Source organism: Pseudomonas putida (genome assembly GCF_001636055.1).
GTDB lineage: Bacteria > Pseudomonadota > Gammaproteobacteria > Pseudomonadales > Pseudomonadaceae > Aquipseudomonas > Aquipseudomonas machongensis.
The window spans coordinates 4,170,313-4,187,497 of record NZ_CP011789.1; the positions used below are offsets into that span (position 1 = coordinate 4,170,313).

The 17,185-nt window shown below is 56.9% G+C and carries 17 protein-coding genes; 7 read left to right on the forward strand and 10 right to left on the reverse strand.

The genetic code is table 11. From position 1 onward, the window contains the following. Window positions 1–11 precede the first annotated feature (11 nt). From AB688_RS18690 to AB688_RS27235, 3 genes are all read left to right on the forward strand, one after another. Window positions 12–1,385 carry a serine/threonine-protein kinase gene (locus AB688_RS18690; RefSeq protein WP_063545487.1) on the forward strand — a complete coding sequence of 458 codons (1,374 nt, stop codon included), beginning with the start codon at window positions 12–14 and terminating at the stop codon, window positions 1,383–1,385. After that, window positions 1,382–2,197 carry a PP2C family protein-serine/threonine phosphatase gene (locus AB688_RS18695; protein WP_231100251.1) on the forward strand — a complete coding sequence of 272 codons (816 nt, stop codon included), beginning with the start codon at window positions 1,382–1,384 and terminating at the stop codon, window positions 2,195–2,197. The genes AB688_RS18690 and AB688_RS18695 overlap by 4 nt, the downstream gene beginning before the upstream one ends. Before the next feature lie 423 nt (window positions 2,198–2,620). Then, entirely contained in the window at window positions 2,621–2,875 is a 255-nt protein-coding gene (locus tag AB688_RS27235) for a hypothetical protein (protein ID WP_231100252.1), read from the forward strand. Between the two features lie 107 nt (window positions 2,876–2,982). Here the strand turns inward: AB688_RS27235 and AB688_RS18705 are convergent, their stop codons facing one another. Then, complete coding sequence (locus AB688_RS18705; protein WP_063545488.1) at window positions 2,983–3,651, reverse strand: GntR family transcriptional regulator; 669 nt, start codon at window positions 3,649–3,651, stop codon at window positions 2,983–2,985. A gap of 87 nt (window positions 3,652–3,738) precedes the next feature. Here AB688_RS18705 and AB688_RS18710 point away from each other — a divergent pair, with 87 nt between their 5' ends. The 3 genes from AB688_RS18710 to AB688_RS18720 all read left to right on the forward strand — a co-directional run bounded on the left by AB688_RS18710 (window position 3,739) and on the right by AB688_RS18720 (window position 6,085). After that, window positions 3,739–4,920, forward strand: coding sequence for an MFS transporter (locus AB688_RS18710; protein WP_063545489.1), 1,182 nt, complete (start codon window positions 3,739–3,741; stop codon window positions 4,918–4,920). A 22-nt stretch (window positions 4,921–4,942) separates the two neighbouring features. Beyond that, window positions 4,943–5,530: an isochorismatase family cysteine hydrolase gene (locus tag AB688_RS18715; RefSeq protein WP_063545490.1), complete on the forward strand. Its 588-nt coding sequence runs from the start codon at window positions 4,943–4,945 to the stop codon at window positions 5,528–5,530. 258 nt (window positions 5,531–5,788) lie between these two features. After that, a complete protein-coding gene (locus AB688_RS18720; RefSeq protein ID WP_231100254.1) occupies window positions 5,789–6,085 on the forward strand; it encodes a MarR family winged helix-turn-helix transcriptional regulator in 297 nt (98 codons plus the stop codon). A gap of 22 nt (window positions 6,086–6,107) precedes the next feature. On the opposite strand, the gene AB688_RS18725 is transcribed toward AB688_RS18720, so the two are convergent. From AB688_RS18725 to AB688_RS18765, 9 genes are all read right to left on the reverse strand, one after another. Further along, on the reverse strand, window positions 6,108–6,632 hold the full coding sequence (locus AB688_RS18725) for a peroxiredoxin (protein WP_063545492.1): 525 nt from the start codon (window positions 6,630–6,632) through the stop codon (window positions 6,108–6,110). A 15-nt stretch (window positions 6,633–6,647) separates the two neighbouring features. After that, the gene (locus tag AB688_RS18730) at window positions 6,648–7,607 is read right to left on the reverse strand and encodes a hypothetical protein (RefSeq protein ID WP_063545493.1); all 960 of its coding nucleotides are present in this window, start codon (window positions 7,605–7,607) and stop codon (window positions 6,648–6,650) included. A 5-nt stretch (window positions 7,608–7,612) separates the two neighbouring features. Further along, the gene (locus AB688_RS18735) at window positions 7,613–8,383 is read right to left on the reverse strand and encodes a VOC family protein (protein WP_063545494.1); all 771 of its coding nucleotides are present in this window, start codon (window positions 8,381–8,383) and stop codon (window positions 7,613–7,615) included. Between the two features lie 72 nt (window positions 8,384–8,455). Beyond that, on the reverse strand, window positions 8,456–9,409 hold the full coding sequence (locus tag AB688_RS18740) for a PDR/VanB family oxidoreductase (RefSeq protein ID WP_063545495.1): 954 nt from the start codon (window positions 9,407–9,409) through the stop codon (window positions 8,456–8,458). An 83-nt stretch (window positions 9,410–9,492) separates the two neighbouring features. Further along, complete coding sequence (locus tag AB688_RS18745) at window positions 9,493–9,918, reverse strand: Rieske (2Fe-2S) protein (protein ID WP_063545496.1); 426 nt, start codon at window positions 9,916–9,918, stop codon at window positions 9,493–9,495. Window positions 9,919–9,949: 31 nt separating this feature from the next. Further along, entirely contained in the window at window positions 9,950–10,993 is a 1,044-nt protein-coding gene (locus AB688_RS18750) for an amidohydrolase family protein (RefSeq protein ID WP_063545497.1), read from the reverse strand. Then, window positions 10,990–12,150, reverse strand: coding sequence for an amidohydrolase family protein (locus tag AB688_RS18755; RefSeq protein WP_063545498.1), 1,161 nt, complete (start codon window positions 12,148–12,150; stop codon window positions 10,990–10,992). Before AB688_RS18755 ends, AB688_RS18750 begins: the two co-directional genes overlap by 4 nt. A 154-nt stretch (window positions 12,151–12,304) precedes the next feature. Further along, a complete protein-coding gene (locus AB688_RS18760; RefSeq protein ID WP_063545499.1) occupies window positions 12,305–13,624 on the reverse strand; it encodes an Nramp family divalent metal transporter in 1,320 nt (439 codons plus the stop codon). 121 nt (window positions 13,625–13,745) lie between these two features. Beyond that, window positions 13,746–15,080: a CapA family protein gene (locus AB688_RS18765; RefSeq protein WP_063545500.1), complete on the reverse strand. Its 1,335-nt coding sequence runs from the start codon at window positions 15,078–15,080 to the stop codon at window positions 13,746–13,748. A 578-nt stretch (window positions 15,081–15,658) separates the two neighbouring features. On the opposite strand from AB688_RS18765, the gene AB688_RS18770 reads away from it, so the two are divergent. Further along, complete coding sequence (locus tag AB688_RS18770; protein WP_063545501.1) at window positions 15,659–16,975, forward strand: OprD family porin; 1,317 nt, start codon at window positions 15,659–15,661, stop codon at window positions 16,973–16,975. Window positions 16,976–17,185 lie beyond the last annotated feature (210 nt).

Consider the following 17,185-nt stretch of genomic DNA (forward strand, 5'->3'; position numbering starts at 1 on the left):
GGGAGCCCACCATGCTCGAACAATTGGGCAAGTACCGCATAGACAGCGTGCTCGGCAAAGGTGCCATGGGCACCGTGTACAAAGCCTTCGACCCGCACATCGCCCGAGTGGTGGCGCTCAAGACCATCCGCCGCGAACTGCTCGGCGACGCCCAGCAGCACCAGTTGCTCAGCCGCTTCCAGAACGAGGCCCAGGCCGCCGGGCGGCTAAGCCACCCGAATATTGTCGCGGTGTACGACTACGGCGAAGACGACGGCGCCGCCTACATCGCCATGGAGTTCGTCGACGGCATCGCCCTCAACACCCGCCTGCAGAACCAAGAGCCGCGCCAGTTGGCCCAGGTGCTGGGCTGGATGCGCCAACTGCTCGGCGCCCTGCACTACGCCCACGCCAAGGGCGTGGTGCACCGCGACGTGAAGCCCGCCAACCTGCTGATCACCGCCGACGACCAGGTCAAGGTCACCGACTTCGGCATCGCCCGCATCGACACCTCGGTGCTGACCCAGACCGGCTCGATGATCGGCACGCCCAGCTACATGTCGCCCGAACAGTTCTGCGGCGAGCTGGTGGATGGTCGCTCCGACGTGTTTTCGGCGGGCATCGTGCTGTACCAGTTGCTCACCGGCGAGCGCCCGTTCTCGGGGTCCGCGACCATGGTGATGCAGCAGATCCTCAACCAGACCCCGGTACCGCCGTCGAGCCTGAACCCGACCCTCGACCCGCAGTTCGACCAGCTGATTCGCCAGGCCCTGGCCAAGCGCCCGGACGAGCGCTTCGCCTCGGCCCAGGACTTCCTCGACGCCCTGGACGCACTGTCCGGCCCACAGACACTGGAAAGCGTGGAACTGGACGACGACCGCACACGGCTGCTGATGCCCGCCTCGTTCAGCCACGCCAGCCTGGGCAGCTCGCCAACCAGCAGCAGTGAAGCAGCGGACACACTGACCCCGTGGAAACGCCAGGTCCGCCCGCAGCTCGAATCGCTGCTGTCGCAACAGATCGGCCCACTGGCGCGCCTGCTGGTCAAACGCAGCCTGGCCAGCGCCGACGACTTCGCCAGCCTGCGCAGCGCCCTGCTGCCGCACATTCCCTCCGAGCGTGGCCGCGAACAGTTCGTCGCCGCCACCGAAGCGCTGCTGCCCACGACCGAAACACTGCCAGCTCAAGGCACCCTGGTCAGCCAACCCGGCATGCCAGAAGCGCTGGACCCCGCATTCCTGGAGGCCAGCGAAACGCGCCTGACCTACCTGATCGGCCCCATCGCCCGCATCGTCATGCGCCGCGCCCTGCCCCGCGCCAGCACCCGCCAGGCGCTGTTGCAGACCCTGGCCGAACACATCCCCGACCCCGCCCAACGCAGCGCCTTTCTCGAGGAGCAGCCATGAGCGCGCCACAAAACCACATGGCCACCGCGCCCTGCCTGCTGCGCGGCGGCATCGCCTTCGGTCACAGTGACACCGGCCCAGTGCGCCAGCACAACGAAGACCACTTCCTGATAGACCCACGCCTGGAACTGCTGGCCGTCGCCGACGGCATGGGCGGCCACCAGGCCGGCGCCCTGGCCAGCGCCCTGGCCCTGGAGTCGCTGCGCGACTGCCTGGCGCACCAACTGGCGCAGCTCACCCACACCTCCAGCGACCCCGACGCCACCTGCCAGGTGCCCTCAATGCGGGCCCTGAGCGCGCTGCACGAGGCGCTCGAAGCGGTCAACACCCGTTTGTACGCGCACAACCACACCCGTCAGCTCAGCGAAGGTCGCGGCATGGGCACCACCCTCACCGGCATCTGGCGCCCCCAGGCCGGTGGGCCGTTGTTGGCGTTTCATGTGGGTGACAGCCGGTTGTACCGCTATCGCCACGGTGAGCTGGAGCAGTTGAGCCGCGACCAGACCTGGTACCAGCAGGCGCTGGACGCCGGGCATTTCGATCGGCTGCCGGCGCGCAATGTGCTGTTGCAGGCGATCGGGCCAGCGCCGCGGGTGGAGCCGCAGGTGTGGGTGCAGGCGGTGCAGCCGGAGGACTTGCTGATGCTGTGCAGTGATGGGGTTCATGGGTGTGTGCCGCATCATGAGATGGCGCGAGTGCTGGAAGGTGCCGGGCGGGACAACTTGGCGGCGAGCAGTCAGCGGTTGATTCGGTTGGCGGCGGAGTATGGGGGGCGGGATAACGCTACGGTGGTGTTGGTGAAGTTTGAGTGAGGGGTGGAAGGGGCTGGCCTCACAGGATTGCTGGTGTTTTCGAAATATTGCGTTAGCTGCGGTTTGCTTGACCCCTTGAGGCCGTTCATTAGCGAACGACCTATTCGGCCCTTTACAGCCTGTCGCTTGATACACTCCATCCACTCAACCCAGCCCTCGGACCTTTCGATTCACAGTCAGCGTTGCTGCTTTCAGGATGAACTCAAAATGCGTACTTTTGAAATTCTGCCATTGCAAGCCATAGGTCCAGTACGCCTTGGTGCTACGCGCATGGAAACGAGGGAGGTAATGGCCGCCATGGGATACCCGCTGGAAGCTGCTCGTGAGCATCTCGATTATTTTTCCAGTAATGCTGTGCAAATCTCGTAAGACATCGACGAGACAGTCATCTTCATTGGCGTATCTGGAAGTTCAACTTTCCAGGTGACATTCAAAGGCTTCGACGTTTTCAATCTTGCTGCTCCCGACCTTTTCTCGCTGATGGCTGAGGCCGATAACTCTGGCTCGCATGAGTTCAACAGCTATGAATATTGCTTCCCCAACCAGATCCTTACGCTTTGGGATGCGGATGAACAGTATGACCGAGACGGCCGGGGGGCACGCGCGATATGGAGTCAGGTCGGGATTGGCAATGATGCCTACCTGGGCGCCGTCGCAGCCATTGAGGCCAACGTATAGTTGCGGAGGGGGCCGTTTGAGATCGAGCGCGACCGGTCATCACTGACTGCTATCGACCCATAGCAGCCGCTCATAACTAGCTTACATAGGGCCTCATCACGTGAGGCTCAGGCCATTACGAGTCCGCCACGAGCCCTGATGCTACGGCGCGTGTTTTTCAGAATTTCTAATAGTCTGCATTTACTTTCGCTGATATGCGTGACGAGGTGCGAGGCGGCAAGATCGACATTGCCAGCTCGAAGCGCGACGACGATCGCCAAATGCTGTTCCCAACCGTCATGATCGGCCTCAGTGTCCAACCAACGGGCGCGTGCAAGACGGGTCATTGCATCAGCGATGCCGCGATAAATGAAGTCATTGCCCGACAGTTCCGCCAAACGCATATGGAAGTCAGTGCCGATCTTGTGAGCTTCCCCCGTCATGAGGCTCGACTTAGGCTTGCAGTAAGCCTCCTCCAGCTCATTGAGCACTGATTCTGTGATCTGGTTTGAGGCGAGCTTCAATGAAGCAGCTTCAAGCACTTCGCGAAAGACAAAAAGCTGTTCGATCTCTTTTGCATCAAGAGGGGTAACGATCCAGCCCCTCCCCTCACGCGCCACTAGCCCTTCCCCCATCAAGCGCAATAAAGCAGCCCGGACCGGTGTCCGAGATGAACCGAACTGAGCTTCCGCCCAGCGCTCCGTCAACCGCTCGCCAGGGCCAAGATCCAGGTTGAGAATCATCTCCCGCAACCGGGACTCGACCTCTTGTGACTGATTTACAGGCTGCTTGTCCATCACCACATCCCTTCTCCAATTTGACCAAACTGACGACAGATTGCTATGGTATCCCAAACTGGAATTCCATAATAGCTTGTACATCCCATGCCACTCAGACCTCTGGCTCTCTGGGAGCGAAACCTCGTTGCCTGCCTCCTCGGATCGATCACGACCGTCATGGCAATGACGTTAATGCTGCCCTTTCTACCCCTCTATGTCGAACAGCTTGGCGTCTCTGGCCACCGCGAAATCGTGCAATGGTCAGGTATCGCCTTCAGCGCTACGTTCATAACCGCAGGCCTCGTAGCCCCCCTCTGGGGCTATCTCGGTGATCGTTTCGGCCGCAAGAAAATGCTCATCAGGGCCAGCCTGGGCATGGCCATCTGCATGACGCTGATGGGCCTGGTGTCCGATATCTGGCAACTCGTCGCCCTGCGCCTGATTATCGGCCTAGCGGGCGGATACTCGTCCGGAGCAATGATTCTCGTAGCCATACAGACACCCAAAGAGCGCGCTGGACAGGCGCTGGGATTACTCACCGCAGGCATCATGGTGGGTAACCTGCTTGGTCCACTTATCGGCGGCCTATTACCCGCAATCATCGGTTTGCGGGCCATCTTCTGGGGCGCTGGCGCTGTGATTTTTCTGGCTTTCCTTTCAACAGTCTATTTTGTCAGGGAAGCCCCCCCTGCGGTTGCGCAAAAATCAAAAACAGCTGGAAGCTGGGCAGAGATACGCAAGCCGCGCATTATTGCCGCCATGCTGGTATCTGGCCTCGTGCTGATGATGGCCAACATGTCGATCGAGCCGATCCTCACCGTCTATGTTTCCGGGTTAGTGGAAAATCCGGCCCATGCAACCTCGGTCGCCGGCTTAGTCATGTCCGCAGCAGCATTGGGCAGCATCGTGTCCTCGTTTCAGCTCGGCAAACTGGCGGACAGGATTGGCTACAAACCGATCATCATCCTGGCGCTGGTCTTGGCGTCGCTGCTTCTCATCCCCCAGGCATTCGTCACGCAAAGCTGGCAGCTCATCGCCTTGCGCTTTCTGATGGGCTTGGCCTTAGGCGGCCTGCTTCCCTGCATCGCTGCGGTTATTCGTCACAATGTGCCTGAGAGCTACATAGGGACAGTGCTGGGATATTCCATATCCTGTCAGTTTGCAGGCCAGTTTCTCGGCCCATTGCTGGGAGGATTTATAGGCGGCCACCTGGGTATCAGCTGGGTGTTCCTATTCACCAGCCTGATTTTGGCTGCCTCCGCCCTTTACGTTCACCGAAGTAATTGACGCAGTTTTATGAGGTTCTCCAATGACCATTGACATCAAAAACAGCAAACCCGCCCTCCTGGTTTTGGACTACCAACGGATCATTATTGAGCAGTTCATCTGCGCTGAGGCAGCATCGCAGGTAGTAGGTAATACCCATTCATTACTCAACGCTGCACGTGAAGCATCTATTCCAGTGATTTTCGTCAAGGTCGGCTTCAGCAAAGGCTACCCGGAAGTGAATCGGAACAACGCCTTGTTCAGCACCATAAAAGGGGCCGGACTGTTAAGCTTGGATGACCCGCATACCGCCATCCATGCCGAACTGTCACCCACTCGTGATGAGGCAGTCATCACTAAACACCGCATGGGGGCATTTACCGGTACCGCCTTAAACATGCAACTGCGGGCCAAGGGTATCGATACCCTCATCATGGCCGGATTGACTACAGCCGGCGTTGTGCTTTCTACCACCCGACAAGCGCTTGATCTCGACTATCGCGTAGTCGTTGCTGAAGACTGTTGTGCAGATGCGACAGCTGAAAAACATACTCTGATCACTAATCAAGTTCTCGCCGAACACGCTGAGATTACTGACTCCAAGTCCCTTCAATCTCTTTTCAGGGGTTGAGCGATTAGCCTCGTCAGCGGCCAGCTCCGTTCCCTGGCAAGCCTGCTCTGTGCTATATGATGCTCCTTCTTTCTCACAGGGGCAGGTCGCGTTGAGCGACACAGGCTATGCGCTATGACCAATGACAGAGACTCAGTAGCTCAACTCGCCTTCGAGCTGCGGGAGACTTTAGGCAGAGGGGCTCGACTCGTACGGGTCGAGAACGGGCCGCCATTGCCGCAGCTCACGGTATTGGGCCATCTGCAACGGTCAGGCACCATGAGCATGACGGACCTTGCAATAGCAGAGCGTGTGCGGCCGCAATCCATGTCGACGACCCTGCAAGCACTTGAGAAAGAAGGTTTGATCGTGCGCAGGCCGCACCCCACTGACGGCCGCGCCACTGTGCTGGAACTCACCGGCAAAGGCCGGGACACGCTCGATGAAGTGTTTGCGGTTCGTGAAGATTGGCTGAACACGGTGATCCTTGAAAGCCTCAGTGAAACAGAGCGAGATGAACTCAAACGCGGACTCCAGTTGATCCAACGCGTGATCAGCAGACGAGAAATTTCCTGAATCGCGCCTGCTCAGCGGTTGCCTAGGCACTGACCAGCAGGCGTGAATCCGGAAGATTTTCAAGCATGGTCCGCGCATCACTGACCTCAAATTTCCCAGGCTCTTCAACCCTGAGGTACGTGACGTAACCATGATCCACGATCATCGCGTAGCGGTGAGAACGCACGCCCATTCCACGAGCCTTAAGATCCTGGGTAAGGCCCAGCGCCTTGGTCAAATCACCATTGCCGTCCGAAATCATGCTGATCAAGGGCTCGGGCTGGGAAGCATCACCCCAAGCCTTCATCACGTATGCATCGTTCACCGAAATGCAGACGATTTCGTCGATACCAACCGAGTGCAGTTCTTGGGCAGCGTCCAGGTAGCCTGGAACATGCCGTTCCGAGCAGGTGGGGGTGAACGCGCCAGGCAGCCCGAACAGCACGATGCGCTTGCCACTCCAACGCTGCTTCAACGAAAAGCCCACAGGCCCAGAACGCCCAGTTGCCGAGTCCTCGGCAAACTCGAACAGCATCACATCTGGTAGCGCATCACCACATTTGATCATCACATCGGCTCCGTTTTAACGAACACGAACAAACTTCCTCAGGCAGCGATGCTCTTTCAGAGCCCTCCCGGTGTAGGACGCGAAAGACTCCGGCACTTCCGACACGTAAACCGCATTCTCGGAATCCACAGCAACAGCATGCGGCGCAGGAAACCCTGCCTCGGAAACGGGTAACCAGGCCAAAGCACTGCCATCAGTCGAACGCACCGATACAGCACCGGCCATCTCTTCCTCAGCCCGGCCCAGTCGCCAAGACTTGATGTCGCGAGGCCCACGGGGTAGCTCAGTCACATAGGCTCTCCCGCTAGGGTCAAACGCAATGTCGGTTGGGCGCTGAACATTCTCCCAGCTGCTAAGAAACTCGCCGCTCCGAGAGAAGACTTGGATCCTGTCGTTTTCCCGATCACACACGAAAACATTGCCGCTGGCGTCCACCTGAACACTGTGCGGGATTACAAAACAGCCCGGCCCTGCCCCAGGGCCGCCCCAGGAATAGACCGCGTCGCGCTGCTCGGAAAAGCGGTGAATTCTACTGTTGCGATATCCATCGCTAACAAATAGCTCACCTGAGGGCGACACGACAGCCTTCGTGGGACGATGAAAAGGTGGGCCGCCCACGGTCAAATCGTACGCCTGCTCCACACCGCCAATACTGGCATCAAAGCCCGTACTAGAGGGCACGCCACTTCCAAGCGTTTCCAGCCACTGACCTTCCAAGTCAAAGACATGGATCTGATGCCCACCGTCGTCAGCGATGTAGACCAACTCATCAAAGCCGATAGAGATAAGATGCGGTCGGTCAGAAATGCAGGGGTGCCCCCATTTAGTCAACACCTCTCCCTGTGGGCTCAGGACAGTGACAGCATGCTTGTCCCGCTTCAGTGCATAAACCCGGTCCTGGGCATCTACTGCCACGCCAGTAACGTCATGCGCCCAAAGCTCTCCTCCCCATCCTGCGACTTCCTCAAACTCCATCGTAATCACCGTTCGCCCGGCTTGAGCCAGCGAGGTTTGTGGTTGCCAGGCTGTGCCTGTGCCGAGCCAAGCAAGGCATCAACCGGTTGCTCGTCCATGAACCAGTCCGAGAAGTCGTAGCTTTGCCAGGCGGTGTCGGAGGCATCGAACGACGAAATCTCAAGTGGATTGCCACTTGGATCGGCAAAGTAGATGGAGGAAATGAACCGGTGGGTGTTGTTGACACCTCGACGCTCCGACACCTCGGACACAGCCACGCCGTGCGCAATCAGATGCTGCCTGAACCACAACACCTCATCGTGGCTAGAGACATCGAATGACAGGTGGTCGAGCTTCTGCGGCACGACTGGCTGGCTCCACCCCTCTTTGACACTGGCAGGCCAGAGCAACGAACTCACCGGTGCTGCTGGCTTTTCGGCGACTCCTGGAGCCTCGTACAACGAGAACAGCTCGCCATTACCCATCTCGAAAAACACCTGTTTGAGCAGTATCTCGACGGACACGGCGGAAACCTCAGCAGCCGCCACCGCCGATCCGCTCGAATGGTGCGCAGCCGACCGCAGTCCCTCACCGGTAGTCTTGAACCGTTGCGTACGCACAACGCGCATTCCAAGCACATCGCGATAGAAGCGAACGCCTTCATTCATATCGTGGGTGAACATCACCAGATGGTTGATGCTGTTGATACGACCCGCTGCGGCTCCGACTTCCTGAATCACCTTCCTGTGAGCTGGAAGGCTGGAAGCGCTCGACACTTTGTTATTTTCATTGGACATGGATCTACTCTCCGAACCTGAGCGAAAAGGTGGAATACTTTGCACGTTGAATGGATGGGTACGCGGATGCGCTTAGGCGTCGAGCACCAGCCGCGATGAGCAGCATCGTGATACGCAGACCATCATGGACCGCCCCGCCGCCCGTTCCTTGGCGCTCAGGACTGTGTCTCGATGATCTGGAGAACCGCTGAGAATGCGTGTCTCGCACGCACCGCACACCCCCTCCTGACAGGAAGAGTCAATGTCGATGCCATTTTCTTCAGCGACTTCAAGAATGGTTTTGTCGGCTGGCACCTCTACAGTGATACCTGACCGTGCGAACTCCACCTCGAAAGCTCCATTTTCAGCTTCTACTTCTTGAGCGGCGAAACGCTCATAGTGCACGCGACCGGGCGCCCAGGAAGCACACTGGGTATCGATTCCATCGAGCATCGAGGCAGGACCACAGGAGTAAATCACCGTGTCTGCATCTGCCCAGGCAATGACGGTCGCCAGATCAAGCCGCCCATCTTTGGCGCTCTCATGGAAGACCACATGGTCCCCGTATTGCGCGGACAACGCCTGGGTAAATGGCATGGAGGCCGCTTTCCGACCACAGTAGACAAGCCTCCACTCACAGCCTTCGCTGTGCACTTCCGCGATCATGGGCAGAATCGGGGTGATTCCAATGCCCCCTGCAATGAACAAGTAGCGTCGCGCCGCTATCAGGGGAAAGTGGTTTCGCGGCTGGCTCACCTTGATTCTATTGCCTACAGCGAAGGCTTGATGAATGTGTGCGGAGCCTCCCCGCCCTTCTTCAGAAAGCCTCACCGCAATCTGCCAGGCGCTCCTGTTGGACGGGCGACTGCACAACGAGTACTGCCGTGTAGTCCCCTTGCCATTGATACTCAGGCCAACATCAATGTGTGCTCCCGCCTCCCAGCTTGGCAACTCTTGCCCTTGGGGGTGGGTCAAGCTGAAACGCAGTACCCCTTCCGCGACCTTTTCAACATGGCTGATGGATACTTCAAACTCACGTTCGGACATTTTGGAACCTCACTTCCGGAGGCTGCCGACTCTGGTTAGGATCAGCAGCCAGCCAGGGCCAAACCAAGCGTCAAATATGGCGCTTAGATCTCCAGAACAATGGTCGCGTCTTCAACCTTGACGGGAATGGTTTCCACACCCGCCTTGAGGCGCTCCAACTCTTCAGGGCATTCGATCGCCACCGGGTAGGTCCTGACCTTCTGCCTCGATTCGAAGATCGTCTTGCCTGTTTTGATCTCGAACTCCCAGTGATGCCAAGGGCAAGCGATGATCTCGCCATTGCGCACCCAATGGATCTCGGGTTGACCATCTTCTGGAAGCTCGGCTGCGGAGGTACCGCGAACTCGGCCACGGCACAATGGACCGCCCATGTGCGGACAGGTGTTTTTCAGCGCATAAAACTCACCATCCACATTGAAGACACCAATACCGCTTTTGACTTTCTCTGGGTAAACCACCTTGGTTTGACCTGGTGGCAACTCACTGACAGGACCGACGATGTAACGCATATCAAATTCTCCGAATGACGCTGGGCAGAGGTCAGCAGGCGACTTCTGACGAAATCAACGAGGCGATTCGTGGATAGAACTGCAACGCGTTGGTGGAGAAGCATTTGGCGCGCTCAGCCTCGGGCCAGGTTGGGAACACATCGTTGGCGACGACACCATCCCAGTAAGGGTGGCGGCTGCCGAAGACCACCAGCGAAGCGTTGTCGCCACCGATGGTGTCGGTCGCAGCGCCACTGTGTGGCGAGATCTCGTCATCGGCCTGTGTCACGAACCGGGCATGGTTCTCCAGGTAAGTCGTAGGATCCTTGCTGACCCATGGCACTTCCAGGCGGTCGGACTGCCAGTCTTTGTCGGTACGGATCAGCAGCGAGCGGGCGGCATGAACGCTCACATCGCCAAACACTACGCGAAGCTCAGGCAAGCGCTCGAATACACCGGCCACGACGAAGCTGGTGAGTTGAACAATCGAGGAAATGGGCCGGATCGCGTGGTGCTCGGCAAAGTAGCTTGGGAAGCCCACTTGCGAGGGTGCCGGCTCGACCAGGGTGGCGAAGTCATCGTGCACGAATACAACCAGTCCACGCTCCGCAGCAGCGCGCCAGATGGGGAAGAAGCGCTGTTCGCCGTAGGTTGCCAAGGCCCGCGCCGGCACGACGATCTGTACGAAGCGTTTGTCATCGGCCCAGCGGTCGATCTCACGAAGTGCGGTATCGGTATCGTTCAGCGCAATGCGGATCGAACCGAGGAATTTGCCTTCCGCTTCCGGCGCGTCCAGCCACTTCTTGCACAGCAGATCGTTCGCAGCGCGGGCTACGGAGGCTGCCTGCTGCGGGTTTGGCCAGTAGCCGCGAGTCGTCGGGCTCAGCACCGCGTAATCCACACCTGAACGACGCAGGTGCTCTGCAACAGCAGCAGGGCTCGACGCTTTGTCCGCAGCAACCGAGAATTGGTCGAAAGGCGCACGATACTTCTCGCCAAACAGCGGGGGCAGCTTGAGCAGGTTCCAGGGAGCACCGATGGCTTGGTTGAATTCTTCGTTTTCAAAGACTGGGTGAACTGCGCAATCGATGATCATTTTGCACCTCCGGCACGGTCGAAGCGGTCAATGGGTCGCGTTTTGGGAAGGTCGTAAACCAATCGCGCGTTTTCAGACATGATCCGCTTGCGGGTATTGGCATCCAACGAACGTGGCAGCGCTTTGCTGGGCGGGTCGTAGTCGTAGTGCGGGTAGTCGCTGGAGAACATCACCAGCTCCGCAGCATTGGCCTGTTCGTACAATTCGGCGATCTTGTGCGGATCGGTGTTTTCTTCGATCGGTTGCGTAGCGAAGCGGAAGTGATCACGCGCATATTCACGCGGCGTTTTCTTAAGCCCCAGTTCCTTGGCAGTTTTGTCCCAGTGGCGCTCCATGCGATCAATGATCGGTTGGTACCAAAGGAAGCCACCTTCAACGAAGAGCACTTTCATGTTCGGATGGCGATCGAGTACGCCGTTGCAGATCCAGCTGGCCATGTGAGTGGCGTAGGCCATCGGTGCAATCAGTGAGTGGTATTCGACGAAGTACTGCAATGGACCGGTCGACGTCCATCCCAAGGGCTGGGTGGCACCGCCCCGGAAGTGCATGGAAATAGGCAGGTTGTATTTGGCAGCCGCTTCCCAGATCGGGTCATACATTGGATGGCCAAACGGGCGCGGTCCGTAGTGGCCGATCATCACTTGGCGGAATGCTGGATGATTGCCCCAGCGCTCGATCTCCTTGGCAGCACCGATAGGATCATCGACCGAGATCGAGATCGAACCAACGTAGCGGTTTTCAGCGTTGTATTTGCTCAGCCAGGTGTCTGCCAGCCAGGCGTTGACTGCTCCGGCCAGGGCGGTATCGAGCTTGGGGTCGGTGGTGAATCCACGGAAGCTCCAAGGCAGCAGAATGGCATAGTCGGTGGGATCATCGACGAACATCTGTTGCCCGACCATATCAGGGCAAGAACCGATATCGCCCACTTCCGGATACGCATCCTTGCGACCACCACCATCCAGGGTCTTGTAAGTGGACCGACTGAACGGCACGCTGTCGATAAGGTTGGGCATATTGCGCCAAGGCGCGTCCAGGTAAGGAAGCAGTTCTTCAAATGATTTCGGTTCGACGTGGACGTCAGTGTCGATAACGGTAATTTCTACCTGATCGACCTGGGCTTCCAGACTCTCCGTACGTTCAAGGATCTCAATTGTCATTTTTATCTCCTCCGACATATGTCTGTCGTTTTATTCAGCCTGCCTGAATATGTTTACAGCGTGATTTTGAAGCATGCAACAAAAATTTTTTAATTTTTTAAACTGTGAATTTCAACCAACATTCAAACTACAGCCAAGAGCGCGCTATGTTGATTCATTCTCCAGACAGGATCTGGGCAAGCAGCACAAAGTTAAGTAGCACAATGATGCTTGAACATAGCCGCGCTAGCGCCCAAGTACCGCCACGTATACGATACTTACCCATCAACTCTTTGCTCGCGGCAAACGCAACGAGCGGAATGACTGCAAGGGGTAGCTGCAAACTCAGCACGACTTGACTCGCCACCAACAACTCATTGGATCCGTTATCACCAAACACCCCGACACACAGTAGCGCAGGGCCTATCGCCAAACCACGTGTTAGTAATGCCCGAGCCCATAGCGCCATCTTTAACTTGAGAAAACCCTCCATGACCACTTGGCCTGCCAAGGTTCCTGTCACGGTTGCATTGATGCCGCATGCAAGCAATGCAGAGGCAAACAGGATACTGGCCCACTGATTACCCAAGAGCGGTGAAATGAGTCTATGCGCATCCGCGAGATCATTCACCTCGGTATGACCGCTTACATTGAAAACCGCAGCCGCGACAATGAGCAATGCCGCGTTGATCGTGAATGCGACACCCAGCGAAAGCGTCGTATCCACATTGACGCCCTTCAAGATCTGCTGAACCTGCCCCTCACTCGCTCCTACTCCGTGCTGTTTGACCAGTGCCGAATGGAGATACAAGTTGTGTGGCATCACGGTTGCGCCAAGGATGCCCGCAGCCAACCACACCATACCCGCATCTCGAAGGAGTTCTGGCGAAGGTACCAGGCCACCGGCAACTGCCCCCCATTGAGGATTCGCAAGCGACAACTGAATTACAAAGCAGATGCCAATTAAAAGAATCAAGAATGAGATGGCGACTTGTAATGGACGCTGGCTGCGGATCTGCAATAGCAGCATGACCAGGGTTGCAACAGCCGAAATCAATACACCCGAGGTCAATGAAATACCAAAAAGCAACTGAAGGGCAACGGCACTCCCTACCACCTCTGCCACATCGCAAGCGATGATTGATATTTCACAAGTTACCCACAAGAAGATATTGGTACGCTTACCGCAACGCTCTCTGCACAACTGCGCAAGATCACGCCCGGTGATAACCCCTACCTTCGCCGCAATGCGTTGTAACAAGAGCCCCATCAGGCTGGCAATCAGTACAACGCTAAGCAGTTCATAACCATATTTTGAGCCACTGCCCAAAGCAGTTGCCCAATTACCAGGGTCCATGTAGCCGACAGCGATGAGGCTGCCTGCCCCCATGAATGTAAACCAGCGCTTCCTGGGCGCATTAACCAGTATAGGGGAAGTGGGCTCGCCGCTGGCGGACTCATCAGACGCTTCACGAGAAATAGCATCGGCACTCATACAGGCATACCTATTATTCGCTTTTTTACTGCGGAGCGAGGTCCGACTGGACCTGCGCTCGCTCACACGACTTTAGTATTTTTTATGTAACGTTTGGGTGTAACTGGTCTATTCGTAAGAATTAGAGCTTGATCCTTCCGATGCATCGACCCTGTTCACCATCAATGAGAAGCTCAGTTCCGAACGGCTTGGACAACTCATTCAGCCGAGACAAGATGCGCTCCCCATCTTGGGATGAAGCTAATTTCGGACAACCTCGACGGCCTCGGGGCGTATCCCTACCCAAGGTGATCGGGAGCAACTCGCTATCGACAAGCACACCATTTTCATAGGTGAAACGCGCAACCACCGATTCCCAAAACAAGGGCTGCCTCTCGTAACCGGTAATAACGTCGAAGAGATCAGCAGTGGTTGAATTCAGCGGCATGCCCTGCTGCTCGTACACCTCAAGCGGGAAGGAATCGAAGGATTCAACGTTGAAGATGAAATTTCCGAGCGAATAGCAGATAGGCCGGCCGTTGTAGAGTTCGACACCACGCAGCATGTGCGGGCCATGTGCGAAAACACCATGCGCACCGGCATCGATAAGACGACGCGCCACCGGTTGCATGAATTCAGCCGGGACTTCGGTGTTCCAGCGCCCTTGAACACCTTCATGACAGTGCAAACCAACGAACACCAGGTCCGCTTGGCGGGCTGCCTCGGAGACCGATGCCACGAGTGCCTCGATGTCTCGCTCCAGAACGTCGGTCTGCACCTTTGAAGCATCAGCTGACGCAAAGTTGATCCCTTCAACAGCAAAGCCGCCTTCGGGAGGCGAGTCATAGACGTTCTTATCAGGGTAAGGGAAGTGAATCCCAGGAGCAGTAGTGCCAGTGGCTGCTACGTTGACGCCCGCTTCAGCAAAAATGTCGCGCAGTGTTTCGAACTGTTCATGCTTGATGAAATGCGTTTTTTGAACCCGCAACGGCGCGATGCCTGGGCGGCCAGCATCACCAACACTCGGATCCGCGGCCAGGTTCAGGCGGGCATTGCTTGAACCCGCGGCAATGTAGGCAACTCGACAACCTGGGGCACTGAAGTACTTGGGTGCACGAGCTTCACGCAATGTGCGACCCGCCCCTGCATAGGTCAGTCCGCGCGCTTCAAGCGCTTCCAGCGATGAAACCAATCCCGACACACCGTAATCGGTCGCGTGGTTGTGAGCCATGCCGTAGAGATCAATCCCCATCCACTCAAATTCCGACAGGAGTGCAGGATCGACGCCACAAGGAATGCCATGCATGGTCGTCGAAGCGATGCGCCCACGACCTGGAAAAACCATTTCGACGTTGGTGATGGCCACATCAGTAGAGCGAATTTCCTCCACCAATGCCTTGAAATCGTCGTCTGGGTTGCTGGAGATGCGTTGAGTCAGCATTGCATCGCCGGTAGCCAAAATTCTTGTTCTTGTCATAAAGCACCTTGGTATCCCAAATTGGTGTACAGGTTGTGATGCCGATTTTCATCACGAAAATTTATTCAGTCAACCTGTTTTTTTTCTGAACGGTTCGATTGTGGCTTCAGCCTCTTGACTACGGCCATCCCACGGAAAAATGCAGGCAGGACCTACCGTCTGAGGCTGTTGACAGCTGCTTGCTCCATCGCTATACCTTGCCCGTCGGTGGCCATTTATGCAGCTTGCCTGAATAAGTCAACGCCGAACCCAGAGTTGCTTTGCGCGCCAGAGCGCCGTGTGGAACGCCTTGAACGTACGCACAAATGCTCAGGCAGACTGATAAAAAATATAAAAAACAGGAAACTCGTCACATGTCAGCCAAGAACCAGCCGCCTTGCCTGCATCAACCCGCGCTCATGTTCAATTGTGAGCATCTCCTCTGGCCGCTCGACGGTGGCCCAACACGCATTTCTCAACGATAGGTCCAATACTGCTTCGCTACGTCAGGAGTCTGACTTGCCCTGCATTGCGGCTGGTTACCTGACTGCGTATGTGGAAATTCCGGTTTTCCTCAGCATCGTTGAGAGGGTTCGTTCATGTCCCACCGCAATCAAGCTTTGGGCCAGCTGTGCGCAACAGCCGTGCTGCTTACTACTTGCTCGGCTCTGGCTGCCGAACAACGTGCAAGCTTCGTTCACGACAGCTCGCTGAAAGTGATCAATCGCAATTTCTATTTCTACCGCAACTACCACGACAACGGCATATTCAATGGCCGTCAGCAGAATTACCGGGAGGAATGGGCGCACGGCATCCAGGCGCTCTTCAGTTCGGGCTACACCCAAGGCACAGTCGGGTTCGGACTCGATGCCCATGCCCTGGCGGGGTTCAAGCTGGATAGTGGGCGTGGGACCTCAGGTACCAATTTGCTTCCGCTGGATAGCAACAGGCGAGCCGAAGGTGAGTACAGCGCTGCGGGCGGAGCCATCAAGCTCAAAGCATTTGATACCGAAGTAAAAGCCGGTGATTTGTTCCCCAGCACCCCTGTATTCAGACATGGCGATGGCCGCTTGCTGCCGCAGAGCTTTCGTGGCGTCTCCGTACAGAACACTTCGATTGACCGGCTGAATCTGCAAGCCGGTTCCTTTCACTCGACTCGATACAAAGCAAGTAGTAACCATGACGGAGAGCTGTCCACTGACTACGGTGGGACGGCGTTTAAATCCGCACGCTATTTGGGAGCTGACTACCAGTTCGACGAGGCCACCTCGGCCAGTATCTACCAGGCAAACTTCGAAGACGTCTGGAACCAGACCTACCTCAGCCTGACGAAAACACTGCCGTTATCGCAGGCCGTATCGCTGGTACTGGGAGGTGACTTCTATCGCACTCGCGATGAGGGAAAAGCACTCGCAGGCACCATTGATACCGATAGTTGGAGTGCCTATGGGCGCCTGTCACTGGGCGCTCATTCATTCACCGTGGCCTACCAGCGTATCGACGGCGATCAGCCATTCGATTACCTGGGGGACGGCGATTCGATATACCTGGCCAATTCGCTCTACTACTCAGACTTCAACTCCCCAAATGAGCGCTCGTGGCAATTGCGCTATGACTTCAACTTCGTCGGTGTGGGCTTGCCCGGCCTGACGTTCATGACGCGCTACATAAAAGGTAGCGACATCGACAACACCAAAGTCGACCCGAACGGCGCCTATGCCTATTACGCGCAGCTCGGCAGTGGAGGCGAGCACTGGGAGCGTGATACGCAGATCAGGTACGTCGTCCAGAGCGGCCCAGCAAAAGACCTCTCCATCACCCTTCAGCAAACGATCCATCGCGCCAACTCCGCGCAGGCTGATGGCGACGCCGACCAGGTTCGTCTGATCACGCAGTACCCGCTTTCCATTTTCTGACTTCCCGCTCGGCGCCAAACCTTCACCCCAACCAGACATCCGCCTTAAGGAGATCGAGAATCGACAAGTACTCAGCCAAACTGAATAACCAAAAGAGCCTGTATCCAGTGGGTTAACGCACGCATTTCAGACCGTTTTCGAAGCGAAAGCACTGATGAAGAACGGTACTAACCCGTAGCCGAAATAGCGCGTAGAGTCCCACATAACAAG